This window comes from Rhodococcus sp. 05-2254-2 (assembly GCF_002259095.1).
GTDB lineage: Bacteria > Actinomycetota > Actinomycetes > Mycobacteriales > Mycobacteriaceae > Rhodococcoides.
On the sequence record NZ_NOZJ01000008.1, the window covers coordinates 850,408 to 864,044 of the forward strand.

Sequence of the window (13,637 nt, forward strand, 5' to 3'; positions counted from 1 at the left end):
AAGCTGAGCCCACCCAACGACAGACCGTCGATCAGTGTGCGAGGCCCGCATCGTCGAAGGTGTTCGCGATCGTCTCGGCCAAGTGCTCGGCCATCGGTTCACGCAGCATGTCGACGTGATCTCCGGAGATGTCGACGAAGGTCAGCTCACCACGGCCGACCGTCTGCCACGACCTGAGATCTTTCACGTTCTCCGCTGTGCGAACCACGGTCATCGAACCCGACCACGGTGTCGGCACGTGCTTGTTCAACGCCACGTACCCGATGCTTGCGAAAACCAACCATTCCATCGTCGTCGGGTACCGCAGCAGCCCGGCGAATTGCATCCGTAACCAGAGGGCAGCGGTGCCGACGCGGCCTAGGTGGAAGCCCGCCTCTTCACGCGTCTGCGCCGGCGGCGCAGCCGGAACCTCGGTACCGCCGGGCAACCTGTCCAGCAGATGCCGAAACAGCCGTGTGTCGAGGAGCAACAGGTGGGGAGACCCGAGGCCGGAGTCTCGGATCTCCTCTGCCATCGCGATGGCAATCCAGCCGCCGAGCGAGTGGCCGACCAGATGGAACGGGCCCTCGGGCTGGACTGTGCGAACAGCGTCGACGTAGCGTTTCGCGGTTCGCCGAATCGTCCGGTCCGGCCGTCCTCGCTTGCCGCGGCCGTGCGCCTGCAGGGCATACACCGGCCGGTCGGCGTCGATGTGCTTGACGAGATTCAGAAATGCCATCGCGCCGACGCCTGCACCGCCGATCAGGAAGATCGGTGCCTTGCTTCCCTCTGTGCGCAGCGGCACGAGCACGTCGTGTTCGCCTGCCGTGCGTCGACGCGCAGTTGCCGCGTCTTCGAGGCGGGCGTCGACTGTCACGGCCAACTCTCGAACAGTGGTCGCCGCGAACACGTCCTCCGGTGTCAGATCGATCTTCAGGTTCTCGCGGAGTTGGGCCAGCATGGCCGTGGTGGTCAGCGAGTTTCCGCCCAGAGCCAGGAAATCCTCGTCCCGTCCGATGGTGTCCAGCCCGATCGCGGTGCGCGCAGCCTCGGCCACGATGTACTCGGTCGGGCCGACCGCGGTGCGCTCGACGCGTCGATCGGCCGGCTCGGGCAGTGCGCCGCGGTCGAGCTTGCCGCGTTCGTTGCGCGGCATCGCGTCGAGCGCGACGATGTGGGTGGGCACCATCCACTCCGGCAGCGTCCGGCGCAGCGACGCTCTGATCTCGCCCACGGAGGGTCGACGACCGGAACGCGCCGAGCACACGTAGGCGACCAGGTCGGTATCGGTGCCGGAAGTCCTGCCGATCACCGCTGCGTCGCCGATCTCCGGCATGGCGCGCAGTGCTGCCTCGACCTCGGCCGGCTCCACCAGGTATCCGCGCACCTTGACGGCGTCGTCGATGCGGCCGGCCAGGTGCAGCGTCCCGTGTTCGTCGAGTCGTCCCAGATCGCCGGTGCGGTACCGGAACAGACCGTCGCCGAGCGCGGCGAATCGCTGGGAATCCTGACCGGCACCGCCGAGGTAGCCGTCGGCCAAACAGTTCGACGTCACCCGTATCTCGCCGATCACGTCCGGTGCACACGACGAACCGTCGGAGGTGACGACTTCGACCAGCTTGCCTGCGATGGGTCTGCCCGCAGGGAGAAAGCCCGACGGCAGCGCACGTTCGAGCGGGTATTCGCTGTAGGCGACGGCCCCGGCCTCGGTGGTCGCGTACCAGTTGACCACCGTGGCGCGGCTGTCGAATCGCCGCCGAAAACCGTCGGCATCGTCGGCGTGCAGGGATTCCCCGTATGTGATGACCACCCGCAGCGTGGGTACGGCCCGACCGGTGGGTCCGTGATCGGCGGCGGAGACTGCGCGCAGCAGCGACGACGAGCAGTGCAGCGTGGTCAGGGAATGCGCGGCTGTCCACTCGACGGTGCTGCTGGGGACACCTGCCCTCGGGTCGCGGCAGTGCACGGCGGCACCGCTGAGCAACCCCGCGAACAACGTGTTCAAGCCGGCCCCGAAGCTGACCGGAAGCGAGTTTCCGACGCGGTCGTGTGGGCCCAGCGCCAACGCGTTGGCGACTTCGTATGCCTTGGTCAGACACATGCGGTGGCTGAGGATCACGCCCTTGGCGGTGCCGGTGGATCCCGAGGTGTAGTTGATCACCGCGGTGTGGTCGCCCGACAGCGTCGGCAGCGGCACACACGAGTCCATGGCGGCGGCGACGGTGGTGGAGTCGATCGCCGTCGCACCTGCTTGGTCGATGATCGTGGCGCGGCGCTCGGCGGGAAGCATGGGGTCGAGCGGCACCAGGGGATGGCCTGCAGCGACGACGGCCAGCATCAGCACGATCGAGTCCGTCGTCGCGTCGGTGTCCACGGCGAGCGGCCGAGAATCGGCAGGAAAGAGCGTGGCGATCTTACGAGCCAGAGAGTAGGCGCGATGGAGGAGCTCGTCGAAGGTCAGGGACGAGCCGTCGACGTCGAGTGCGACGGCGTCGGGCAGCGCGTGAGCCACCTCGCGGTAGCGGGCCATCAGGGTGTCGCGGCGTTCCGGCCGGCACAGTGGGGCCAGTGAAAGACGGGTCGGCGCATCGATGTCCTGAATCGACATGATTCTCCTTGCACGAGCCCGACCCGTGATGTCGGAGTCGGTTTGAAACCTACAAACCGGCTCGAAGACTTTTTTACCGACTCAAAGGTAGACGTGCAGAACCTTTTCGCGCAAGCGGAAAACCGGACATTCCACAACAATCGGGTGACGTTGCGGAATGCCCGGTCTGTTTCGGGCTCGGCCCTACAGGTCCGCGATGGCCTCCAACGGCTTCGTACGCGCGGCTCGCACAGCAGGCCACAGTGCCGCCAACACACCGACAACGGCCGATCCGAGCAGCATGGCCACCACCTGGCCCCACGGCACGGTCATGGTGCCCAGGCCCTCGTCGCGCAGGGTCTGCACGAATCCCCACCCGAACGCGATTCCGAGGACCACGCCCACGATCGCGCCGAACAGCGCGATGAGCAGCGACTCGAGATAGATGATGCGACGGACCTGCGGCCGCTGCATGCCTATCGCGCGCAGCATGCCGATCTCCCGACGCCGCTCCACCACCGACAAGGCCAGCGTGTTGACGATGCCGAGCACAGCGATGACGACGGCCAATGCCAGCAAGCCGTACAACACCGCGAGCAGCGTGTCGATCTGCTGTCCCTGGCTGCCCTTGAACTCCTCCACGTCTTGAACCTGGACGACGACGAACGGTTTGATCGCGGCTTCGAGGTCGGTGCGCAGTGTGTCGAGGTCGGTGCCGGGTGCGGCCTTGACGAGAACCAGAAGGTCCGAGCGGGTGATCGACGGCGTCACCTCCTGGTAGATGTCGCCCGAGACGATCCAGTTCCCGATCAGAGGATTGTCGGTGAAGACCCCGGTGACCGTCACCGGGACGGACGCACCGTCGACGGTGTCGAAGGTGACCTCGGTTCCGACGGTCCAGCCGCGGCTCGCCGCTTCGGTTTCCGACACCGAGAACCCGTTGCTGTTCAGATCTGCCGTGCCCTGGACCATCGACAGCTCGAGCAGTCCCTCGGGGGAGCCGTCGATCGCGGCGCCGAACTCCTCCTGGCCTGCGATCGTCACGAACACCGGGTGCAGCACCGCAGTACGGTCCACGCCGGTCACCTGCTGTGCGGCCGTGGTGGCACCGGTCGGAACGCCGATCGACTGCGGGCCGGAGAGGATGTAGTCCGCCTCGACCCCGGTGTCGACGAGTGAGTCGACGCTGGCCTTGGCGGTGGATCCGAGCACGCCGATGACGGTGACGAGCATGAGTCCGAGCATGAGGGCGAAGGCGGTGGCCGCGGTGCGTCTGGGGTTGCGAACCGAATTGGTCCTGGCCAGGCGTCCGATCGCTCCGAACGGACGGGTGATGACGGCCCCGAGTGCGCCGACGACCGGCCGTGACAGCGACGGCGCGGCCAGTGCGGTGGCGACGATCAGCGCGACGGCTCCCGCGCCGACCGTGGCAGCGGCCGCCCCGCCGGTCGACTGCGCGCCGATGATCAACGCGGCCGCGCCCGCGATTCCGAGGCCGACGCCCACGAACGTTCGGGTACGCAGGGTGTCACCCGCAGAGGCGAATTCCTCGCGCATCGCGGCGACCGGTGGAATCTTGGCTGCCCGCCGGGCCGGCGCGTACGCGCTCAGCACGGTGACGACGATGCCGACGGCGAACGCGACGACAACGGTGCGCGGCTCGAGTGCCAACGGTCCCGACGGCAGACCCAGATCGAAGGCGTTGAGCAGTGCCCGTAGCCCGTAGGCCAGCCCTACCCCGCCGACGAAGCCGAGGATGCTGCCGATGATGCCGACAACGAGAGCTTCGAGAACGACCGAGCGGCTGACCTGCCCGCGGCTGGCTCCGACGGCGCGCAGCAGTGCCAATTCGCGGACGCGCTGAGCGACGATCATCGAGAACGTGTTGTAGATGATGAAGGTGCCGACCAGCAGGGCGATCCCACCGAAGGCCAGCAGGAAGTAGTTGATGAACGACAGTGCCGACTCGACCTCGGCCTGAGTCTCGGCCTGTACGTCCGCGGCGGTCTGGACCTTCAGGTCGGGGAACGCCGCGGCGATCTCGTCGCGGAGATCGCTCTGAGTCAGCCCTTGCGCGGCGAGATCGGTGCCTGCGACGTCGATGTACTGCACGTGGGCACCGTCGGTGAACAGCTCGTTCGCCTGGCTCTGCACGAACTGGATTCCGATGTAGCCACCGGATTCTGTTGCTGTCGAATAGATTCCGGTGATCGTGATGTCGGTGATGCCCTTGGACGGCACGAGTACCCGGGTGGCGTCGCCCACCTCGAGTCCGGCGCGCTCGGCACCACCGGCGTTGATCGCGACCTGGCCGGGGGCGGTGGGAGCCGAACCGTCGACGAAGGTGGTCGGATCACCGAGTCGTTGGTCGTCGGGGAGATACGACTCGCCGATGGTCGGTGCGCCACCGGACTGTACGGCGGCACCGTCCGAGCCCAGCAGTACCAACTGTCCGCCGACGTACGGGGACACGGCGCGCACGTTCGGCAACGCCGAGATCGCCGCGATGTCCTCGTTCGGCACGCCGGAAGAGCGCGCGTCCTCGGGGCTCACTCGAACGTCCGCGCCCTGTGCGGTGTCGGCGAACAGCGAGGAGAAGGTGCGCTGGAGGGTGTCGGTGAAGACGAACGAACCCGCGACGAACGCCGTGCCGAGCACGACCGACAGTACCGTCAGGGCCAGTCGGACTTTGTGTGCGGCAAGGTTTCTCAGTGACACCTTGCGCATGGGATTGCCCGACGGCTTTTGTCGAGGAGGTTTGTCGGAGACGGATTTCTTGGAGATGGAGTGCGCCATTATCGGACCGTCTCGAGCTTCTTCATCCGCTCGAGTACGGCGTCGGCGGTGGGCGAGTTCAGCTGATCGATGACTGCGCCGTCGGCGAGGAACACGACGCGGTCGGCGTAACTGGCCGCGCGTGGATCGTGCGTGACGATGACGACGGTCTGATCGAATTCGTCTGCGGCAGTGCGCAGAATCGACAGCACCTCGCCGGACGAGCGGGAGTCCAGGTTACCGGTGGGCTCGTCGCCGAACACGATGTCGGGTCGGCCTGCCAGAGCGCGGGCGCACGCCACTCGCTGCTGCTGTCCGCCCGAGAGTTCGCTGGGGCGGTGATCGAGGCGGTCGCGCAGGCCGAGTCGGTCGACCACGGTGTCGAGCCATTCTTTGTCCGGCGTGCGACCGGCGATGTCGAGGGGCAGGGTGATGTTCTCCAGTGCGGTGAGCGTCGGCACCAGATTGAAGGCCTGGAACACGAATCCGATTCGGTCCCTTCGCAATCCGGTCATCTCCTTGTCGGAGAGTGCCGTCAGCTCGGTGTCGCCGATGGTCACCGTTCCCGAGGATGCGTTGTCCAAGCCGGCCAGGCAGTGCATGAGCGTGGACTTGCCCGAACCCGAGGGGCCCATGATGGCGGTGAATTCTCCGCGAGCGAATTCGACGCTCACCCCGGACAGTGCGTGGACCTGGGTGTCCCCTGATCCGTAGACCTTCGATACGTCGACCGCACGTGCGGCAATGTCGCTCATGGGTGCCAGTGTTCCAGCGTTCTGCGCCCGTCGCTATCAGGGGAGACCCTGAACACCACCTCTATGATGGGCGTCATGCGCATCGGAGCCCACGTCCGCGACAGCAGCGACCCTCTCGGAACGGCCGAGGCTCTCGGCGTCGACCTCGTCCAGATGTTCCTCACCGATCCGCAGAAGTGGAACAAGCTCGAACCACACCCGCAGGGCGAGGCGTTGCTGAACGGCTCGGTCGACGTGGTGGTGCACTCGTCCTACGTCCTCAATGTGGCGAGCTTGAACAATCGGATCCGCATTCCGTCGCGCAAGGCCGTCGTCGAGCAGGCTGCTGCTGCGGCCGAGATCGGGGCCATCGGGCTGGTCGTCCACGGCGGCCACGTCCGTGAGGGTGAGGACACCGCCAAGGGAATCGACAACTGGCGCAAGCTGTTCGAGCGCCAAGCGGAGCAGGGCGGCTTCGGGGTACCGATCTTCGTCGAGAACACCGCGGGCGGAGACTCCGCGATGGCACGCCACTTCGACGACATCGCCCGCCTGTGGGATGCCATCGGCGAGTTCGGTGCCGGCTTCTGCCTGGACACCTGCCATGCCTGGGCCGGCGGAGAGGATCTCGTCGACGTCGTCGACCGAATCAAGGCCATCACCGGACGCATCGATCTGGTGCACCTGAACAACTCACGCGACGAGTTCGACTCGGCCAGGGACCGGCACGCGAACCTCGGCACCGGAACGATCGACGCGGAGATCCTGACCGCCGTCGCCCTGGCGGCCGACGCGCCGGTGATCCTGGAGACCCCGCCCGAAGGTATCGAAGACGACGTCAGGCTGCTGAAGAGCCTGTAGTGCCGAGGGCGAGGTCGTTCACGGCCGACGCCCACAGCCGGATCAGTTCGTCGATGCCCGGCAGATTCGCAGCCCAGGTGATGCGCACGAGTGCGGTACCCGCACTCGTCACGGTGATCCCGATGTCGATGGCGTGCTCTCGGCTGGGCTCTGCCAGTGCATCCTCGTGCACGATGATCTGTGCTCCCGCGCGTGAGGCCAGCGCGGGATAGTTGCGAGCCAGCGCGTAGTCGCAGCCGCCGTTCGGCACCGAGCCCAGTCGCCTCGAGACCTCCTCGACGAGGTGCTCGCGGTGCGAAGGGACGACGAGAGCGTCGACGGGAAGCGTGGGCAGCCGGACCGGGTGAACTGCGCCGGTGCTCTCGAGGTCGAGGTCCACCAGCACGCCGGCCGAGGAGCCGCGACGGTTGTTTCTCTGCCACGTGGACACGGCCGAGCCCAGAGCGGCGAGCAGCAGAATGCTGCGGCGGTGTCGGCCGTCGGGCAGAGTGAACGTCATCGACGTCTGCTCGAGGACTGCGGTGTGTTCGGTGAGCAACGGACGCTCCGCCGGAGTCAGGACGGCCACCCAGTACGGAACCTGTTCGGCCACCTCGGTGCAGAGAGTGCGTCCGAGCTGAGCCGGACTGATCGTCTCGCGGTGCACGAGTCTGAGCGGTGCGAACACGGTCACGGCGACGAACCCCACTTTCGGTGCAGATTGTCCTAGCCTTACCTAACCCTCGCCAGGCTAGCTCGAGCCGTGATCGGACGTCCAGGACGCCCCCTGTCGGGATCGGTTCAGTCGGTGGCGCGCAGCGCTGGAATGCCGGGAACGACCGGCAATCTTCCGGTCTCGAGCTCGCTGAGCAGACCCTCCGACCAGGTCAGCAGCCCGGTGACGTCGAGGTGATGCGGTGGGTTGGACTCGAAGCCGACGAGCCGGTCGTGTCCCTGCCGAAGCAGCGAGGCGGCACCGACGCGGTTCCCGCGCATCAGATGGGTCAACCCGACGGCGAGTTGGGCGAGGCCCTGCCACAGCGGACGCTCGTCGGACGGGCAGCTCTTCCAGGTGCCTTCCAGTACCTCGTGCGCATGGAACGGCATGTTCGCGTCCAGGAATTTCTGCGCTTCGACGAGAGCGGCGGTGGGCGGAAGCCGAAGGTCGTCCGGCACCCGTGGGGTTCCGTTTCCACCGCGGGCCATGGGACGCCCAAGACCGTCACGAGGCCTGGCATTGAGGGGTTTACCGTGCGCATCACGTTCGCGTTCGGCCATGGCGGAAACCCTAGTGTGTGGCGGCCCGCACCACCGTGCTCATCGGTGGGAAGACGAGCGCGCGGTGATGACGCCCAGCGCGATCAGCGCTGCAGCAGAGGTCACGACCATCGTGGTGGCCACGGCGATCGCGTCGTTTCCGAGCACGCCGACGATCGGCGCGACGATGGCACCGAGTCCGAACTGAGCTGCTCCGAGGAGGGCAGCGGCACCGCCTGCGGCCTCACCGTGCCTGGACAGAGCGAGCGCGGGCGCGTTGGGCATCACGAATCCGACGGCCCCGAGCACGAACCACAGTGGGACGACGAAGCCGGCCATGCCGCCGACCCCGGTGATCGCGAGGACCGTCATGACGGCACCCGCGAACACGGCGAAGGACAGCGCTGTCAGCACGATCTGCACCGGTGCGAAGCGTCCGAGCAGAAGGACGTTGAGCTGGGAAGCGCCGATGAGGGAGATGGCACCGGCGGCGAAGACGATGGCGAACTGCTGCTCGTCGAGGCCGAACTCCTCCTGCAGGACGAACGACGACCCGGCGATGTAGGCGAACAGCGAGGCCATCGCCAGTGCGGCGACGAGGACGAGAACGACGAACTGGGCGTCCCGCAGCAGTGAACGGTAGGTGCGCAGTACCGGCATGACGCCGCTGGCGCGGCGACGCTCGGGTGGCAGCGTCTCGTGGAGCGAGACGATGGCAAGAGTCATCAGAGCAACACCCATGATCGCCAGCGCCGCGAACACGAGACGCCATGATCCGACCAGCAGCACGGCACCGCCCAGCGACGGAGCCAGCACGGGAGCGACGCCCATGACCAGCATCAGGCGGGACAGGACGGTCGCGGCGGCACGGCCACTGAACAGGTCGCGCACGATGGCCATCGCGACCACGGCTGCGGCCGCAGCACCCAGACCCTGTACGACGCGAAGGCCGCCGAGAACAGCGATGTTGGGAGCCACGATGCACGCCACGGAGGCCAGGATGTGCACTCCGGTGCCGACGATGAGGGGCAGCCGTCGACCGACGATATCCGACAGCGGGCCGATGATCAGCTGACCGAGGGCAAGACCGACCAGGGTGCCTGCGAGGGTGAGCTGCACGGCGGACGAGGACGTGTTCAGGTCGTCGGCGATCGCCGGAAGAGCCGGCAGATACATGTCGATGGTCAAGGGGCCGAGCGCGATGAGCGCGCCGAGCACCAGGATCACCCGCAGGCGTTCCTTGGAGGTCGGCTCGGGGGACGTCTTCGTTGCCGATGCTTCGGCTACGGCTGTCTCGGTTGCTGACGTGTTCGGTGCTTGGGCCACCCGAGGTTCAGCAACCGGGGTACTCGTTCTGTTCCCGTTGCTGACTACAGCTTTCGTGTTCTAGGCCACGGCCTCGGACAGTACGGTCAGCTTCTCGACTTCCTGGCTGGTCAGAGCCAACGCCGGCGCGTCGAGCAGGGCCGGTAGCTGAGATACCTTGCTTGCACTCGCGATCGGCGCGGTGACTCCCGGCCGGGCCAGCAGCCAGGCCAGCGCGACGCTCGAGATCTCTGCCGAACGGGATTCGGCGATCTCGCGCAGGCCCTGCACCACATCCAGACCGGCATCGGAGAAGTACCCCCTGGTCAGACGTTCGCGCTGCTTCCCGGCCAGGTCCTCGCGGGTGCGGTACTTGCCCGTCAGGAACCCGGCGGCGAGGGAGAAGTACGGGAACACACCGAGGTCGTTCTCGACGGCCAGATGCTGCAGTTCACCCTCGTAATCGCGGCGGGCCACCAGGTTGTAGTGCGGCTGCAGTGCGATCGGTGGCGCGAAACCGTTCTCGTTCGTCAGTTCCAGCCACTCGCGAACGCGTGCAGGCGAGTAGTTCGAGATGGCGACGTGCCGGACCTTGCCCGCTTCGACCAACCCGTCGAACGCGGCGAGGGACTCCACGAGCGGGGTCTTCTCGTCGTCGTAGTGCGCGTAGTAGACGTCGATGTGGTCGGTCTGCAGCCGGCTCAGCGACGCGTCGGCGGCGGCCCGGATGTTGTCCGGGGCCAGTCCGCGGAACTCGGGATGCTGGCTGACCTTGGTGGCGATGACGACGTCGTCCCGGTTTCCGCGGGCTCTGGTCCAGTTGCCGATGATGGTTTCGGATTCGCCGCCGGAGTTGCCGTCGGCGAATGCCGAGTACGAGTCTGCGGTGTCGACGAAGTTGCCTCCGCCCGCGGTGAACGTATCGAGAATCTCGAAGGACGCAGCCTCGTCGCTGGTCCAGCCGAAGGTGTTCCCGCCGAGGGCGAGCGGAAAGATGTCGAGATCGGAACGGCCGATGGCAACCACGAAAACCCCTTACGTTGGCGTACAACTCGACTGTACGAGCAGTCCGGGGCTCAATGCCAGGTGTGGTCCACCAGAGCGGTTCGCGGACCGAACTTGGGCTTGGTGGCCTTGCCGCTCAAGTACAGCAGCCGAATCGCGCGATGCCGATGCGGGGCCAGAGGCTGCAGATACTCGACCATCTCCGCGTCGTCGATCGATCTACCCAGCAGAGACCAGCCCACCACCGACGCCAGGTGGTAATCGCCCACCGACAATGCGTCGGGATCCCCGAGGGCGCGTTGCGCGGTCTCGGCCGCCGTCCAGACACCGACGCCCGGGATTGCCCGCAGCCTGCGCGCAGCGTCCTCGGGCGTCATTCCCGACGCCTCCTCCAGGCGTCCGGCCGCGCAGGCAGCGCGGACGATGGTCTTGGACCGGGCCGGATCGACGTTGGCTCGGTGGTAGTCCCACGACGGAATGCGGCGCCACACGTCGGGTGTCGGGAAGACGAACATCGGCTTCGGCGTCGGACCCGGTGCTTTCTCGCCGAATTTGCTCACCAGGTACCGCCACGATCCGAATGCCGAAATTCCGTGTACGCGTTGTTCGATGATCGCCGGAATCAGGGCCTCGAGTACCAGTCCGGTACGGCCCAGACGCAGGTGCGGTAGCTGCCGATGGGCTTCCCGGAGAATCGGGTGCTCCGGTGCGAAAGTGCCGGTGTCGTCGTCCAACCCCAGCAGAGCGGGCGCCGCGTCCAACAGCTCGGGTGCGCCGGGGCCCCAGGCTCGAACCTGCGCGCTCGTCGGCGACACCTGCGTCAGGCGGTAGGTCACCGGGCCCGAGCTCATTCGCGACGTGCGCCAGATGCCGCCGTCCGGCGTCGACTCGTAGGTGGGGTCGCCGCGGCCACGGCGCAGCGGCGACACCGACATCCGGACGTCGATGCGTTGCTCGGACGCGACCACGCGGGCCAGCCCGTCGGTACCGGCGTCGTCGGGCATCGGTTCGTCACCTCCGAACGGTCGTGGCCATGCGGACCGAGAAGGTCCCCTTCAGGGCGTCGGTCGGCACTGTTGCAACACCGACGGCAAGATACATAGTGCCTCTCGGAGCGCAGGAGTACCGCACGGACTCTCTCGCCGCCTCTGGCCAGGTCTACAGCGTCAGGAGGATTCTCGTGGCTCGATCGAGTGCCGCATCGTTCGTCGGAGTCGCCTACGCGTTCGTCGTGGCGATGATGGGTACGACCATGCCGACGCCGCTCTACGCGTTGTACGAGGTCGAGTTCGGGTTCTCCGTATTCGTCGTCACGCTGGTGTTCGCGGCGTACGCGGTCGGTGTACTCGCCGCCCTGCTGGCCTTCGGGCGGTGGTCGGATTCGCTCGGTCGTCGTCCGATGCTGTTGGCGGCCATCGGTTTCGGCCTGATCAGTGCCGTGGTGTTCGTGACTGCGGGTTCGCTCACGGCGCTGGTGATCGGGCGGGTGCTGTCCGGACTGTCGGCGGGAATCTTCGTCGGAACAGCGACGGTGATCCTGATGGAACTGGTGCCGGACAAGTGGCGGGATCGTGCCCCGGCCATCGCCACGGCGGCCAATATCGGCGGCCTCGGCCTGGGCCCGCTGGTGGCCGGGTTGCTGGCCGAATACCTTCCGCAACCGCTACGCCTGACCTTCTTCGTCGACATCGGCCTGCTCGCGGTGGCCGCTCTGGCGGTGTTTCTCGCTCCCGAAACCGTTCGGGTCGCAGCGGGTGCGCGCCCGCAGATGCAACGACTGTCGGTTCCGGCGGACGTTCGTGGCACTTTTCTGCGCGCGTCGATCGGTGGTTTCGCCGGCTTCGCGGTGCTCGGCCTGTTCACCGCGGTATCACCGGGATTCATCGCGGGGGTGCTGCAGATCGACAACCATGCCGTCACCGGGGTCGTGGTGTTCGCGGTCTTCGCGGCATCCGCTTCCGCGCAGATCCTGCTGGGCCGGGCCGATCCGACGTCGGCGCAGCGCTGGGGTTGCTTCGTTCTGACGGTCGGGCTGGTGGTCCTGGCGCTGTCGCTGCTCCTGACGTCGCTGCCGGTCCTGGTGATCGCGGCGCTGCTGTGCGGCGTCGGGCAGGGTGTGACGTTCAGCAACGGTATGGCGGCCATCGCCGCTGGGCTTCCGCCGGAACGTCGAGCAGAAGTGACCTCGACGTTCTTCGTGGTGCTGTACGTCGCCATCTCGTTGCCGGTCATCGGGGCCGGGGCTGCGGCGAACGAATGGGGATTGGTGACTGCGGGACTGGTGTTCTCCGCGCTCGTCGCAGCGCTCGCGGCGGTGGCGTTCGTGCTGCTCACCCTCGACGGCAGGAAGGCCAGGGAGTCCCACTACGCCTGACCCGGTTGGCAGTGCGCCGGAATCGAATTCGCACTGCCGCGCAGTCGAGTGCCAAGTACCTCGGTGTTCGTGCGCGAGTCACCCGGAGTTTGTCGGTGCCCCGAAGTAGGGTCTGAGACCGTGATCATCGTGAGTACGGACGGCTCGTGTCTGCGTAACCCCGGCGGAGCAATCGGGTGGGCGTGGGTCAACCACACGGGGCCGAGCAACTCCGGCGGTGAGCCCTCGGGCACCAACCAGGTCGCCGAGCTCAGGGCCCTGCTGGAGGCGGTTCTGGCGCACCCGGGCCCCGAGCCGCTGTTGATCGAATCCGATTCGCAGTACGCCATCAAGTGCGCGTCGGAATGGCTCGCGGGCTGGAAGCGCAAGGGCTGGAAAACTGCGGGCGGTTCCCCGGTACGCAACCTCGAGCTCGTGCAGAGCATCGAGCGAGCCATCACCGAACGTGAGGGTCCGGTCCGGTTCCGGTGGGTCCGCGGACACGTCGGCAATCACTTCAACGAAGCGGCCGACGCCTTGGCAGGGGAGGCGGCACGCGCCGTGGCCGCAGGCGGTCCGACAGCTCCGGCCAAGACCGCACCCGAGAGGTCGACACCGGCCGAGGCGGATGCAGTTCCTTCGTCTCCGGCCCCGGCTGCGCGCGAGGCGTCGACGTCCGACGACGCGGTTCCGACGCTGTTCTGATCGCTCATCCCGCCTCGACGTCAGAATCGCGCACCGGCAGTCGATAGAATCACGACATTCCACTCAATTCGGATTCTTTGATACCGGAGGCGTCGAG

At 66.9% G+C, this 13,637-nt stretch carries 11 protein-coding genes; 3 read left to right on the forward strand and 8 right to left on the reverse strand.

The window, feature by feature from the left end; genetic code table 11:
* Positions 1–31 precede the first annotated feature (31 nt).
* From CH283_RS14250 to CH283_RS14260, 3 genes are all read right to left on the reverse strand, one after another.
* On the reverse strand, positions 32–2,587 hold the full coding sequence (locus CH283_RS14250) for an alpha/beta fold hydrolase (protein ID WP_094640544.1): 2,556 nt from the start codon (positions 2,585–2,587) through the stop codon (positions 32–34).
* A gap of 183 nt (positions 2,588–2,770) precedes the next feature.
* Positions 2,771–5,293: an ABC transporter permease gene (locus CH283_RS14255; protein WP_094640593.1), complete on the reverse strand. Its 2,523-nt coding sequence runs from the start codon at positions 5,291–5,293 to the stop codon at positions 2,771–2,773.
* Positions 5,294–5,361: 68 nt separating this feature from the next.
* Complete coding sequence (locus CH283_RS14260) at positions 5,362–6,096, reverse strand: ABC transporter ATP-binding protein (protein ID WP_068048639.1); 735 nt, start codon at positions 6,094–6,096, stop codon at positions 5,362–5,364.
* Positions 6,097–6,171: 75 nt separating this feature from the next.
* On the opposite strand from CH283_RS14260, the gene CH283_RS14265 reads away from it, so the two are divergent.
* Positions 6,172–6,936 carry a deoxyribonuclease IV gene (locus CH283_RS14265; RefSeq protein ID WP_068048648.1) on the forward strand — a complete coding sequence of 255 codons (765 nt, stop codon included), beginning with the start codon at positions 6,172–6,174 and terminating at the stop codon, positions 6,934–6,936.
* On the opposite strand, the gene CH283_RS14270 is transcribed toward CH283_RS14265, so the two are convergent.
* From CH283_RS14270 to CH283_RS14290, 5 genes are all read right to left on the reverse strand, one after another.
* Entirely contained in the window at positions 6,914–7,609 is a 696-nt protein-coding gene (locus CH283_RS14270) for a hypothetical protein (RefSeq protein ID WP_141215274.1), read from the reverse strand. The two genes, CH283_RS14265 and CH283_RS14270, sit on opposite strands and share 23 nt — an antisense overlap.
* Before the next feature lie 107 nt (positions 7,610–7,716).
* Positions 7,717–8,193 (reverse strand): DUF309 domain-containing protein, encoded by a 477-nt coding sequence (locus tag CH283_RS14275; protein ID WP_094640546.1) that lies wholly within the window; start codon positions 8,191–8,193, stop codon positions 7,717–7,719.
* Between the two features lie 39 nt (positions 8,194–8,232).
* Positions 8,233–9,498, reverse strand: a complete 1,266-nt coding sequence (locus CH283_RS14280; protein WP_373557650.1) for a multidrug effflux MFS transporter — start codon at positions 9,496–9,498, stop codon at positions 8,233–8,235.
* 60 nt (positions 9,499–9,558) lie between these two features.
* Positions 9,559–10,503 (reverse strand): aldo/keto reductase, encoded by a 945-nt coding sequence (locus CH283_RS14285; protein ID WP_094640547.1) that lies wholly within the window; start codon positions 10,501–10,503, stop codon positions 9,559–9,561.
* A gap of 50 nt (positions 10,504–10,553) precedes the next feature.
* Positions 10,554–11,486: a DNA-3-methyladenine glycosylase family protein gene (locus CH283_RS14290; RefSeq protein WP_094640548.1), complete on the reverse strand. Its 933-nt coding sequence runs from the start codon at positions 11,484–11,486 to the stop codon at positions 10,554–10,556.
* A 176-nt stretch (positions 11,487–11,662) separates the two neighbouring features.
* Here CH283_RS14290 and CH283_RS14295 point away from each other — a divergent pair, with 176 nt between their 5' ends.
* A complete protein-coding gene (locus CH283_RS14295; protein WP_255183211.1) occupies positions 11,663–12,856 on the forward strand; it encodes an MFS transporter in 1,194 nt (397 codons plus the stop codon).
* A 120-nt stretch (positions 12,857–12,976) separates the two neighbouring features.
* Positions 12,977–13,540 (forward strand): ribonuclease H family protein, encoded by a 564-nt coding sequence (locus tag CH283_RS14300; protein ID WP_094640550.1) that lies wholly within the window; start codon positions 12,977–12,979, stop codon positions 13,538–13,540.
* Positions 13,541–13,637 lie beyond the last annotated feature (97 nt).

Excerpts from the sequence above, each read along its gene's own strand:
- CH283_RS14290 (WP_094640548.1), bottom strand. The coding sequence starts at position 11,486 with ATGCCCGACGACGCCGGTACCGACGGGCTGGCCCGCGTGGTCGCGTCC.
- CH283_RS14260 (WP_068048639.1), bottom strand. The coding sequence starts at position 6,096 with ATGAGCGACATTGCCGCACGTGCGGTCGACGTATCGAAGGTCTACGGA.
- CH283_RS14255 (WP_094640593.1), bottom strand. The coding sequence starts at position 5,293 with ATGCGCAAGGTGTCACTGAGAAACCTTGCCGCACACAAAGTCCGACTG.
- CH283_RS14250 (WP_094640544.1), bottom strand. The coding sequence starts at position 2,587 with ATGTCGATTCAGGACATCGATGCGCCGACCCGTCTTTCACTGGCCCCA.
- CH283_RS14275 (WP_094640546.1), bottom strand. The coding sequence starts at position 8,193 with ATGGCCGAACGCGAACGTGATGCGCACGGTAAACCCCTCAATGCCAGG.
- CH283_RS14265 (WP_068048648.1), top strand. The coding sequence starts at position 6,172 with ATGCGCATCGGAGCCCACGTCCGCGACAGCAGCGACCCTCTCGGAACG.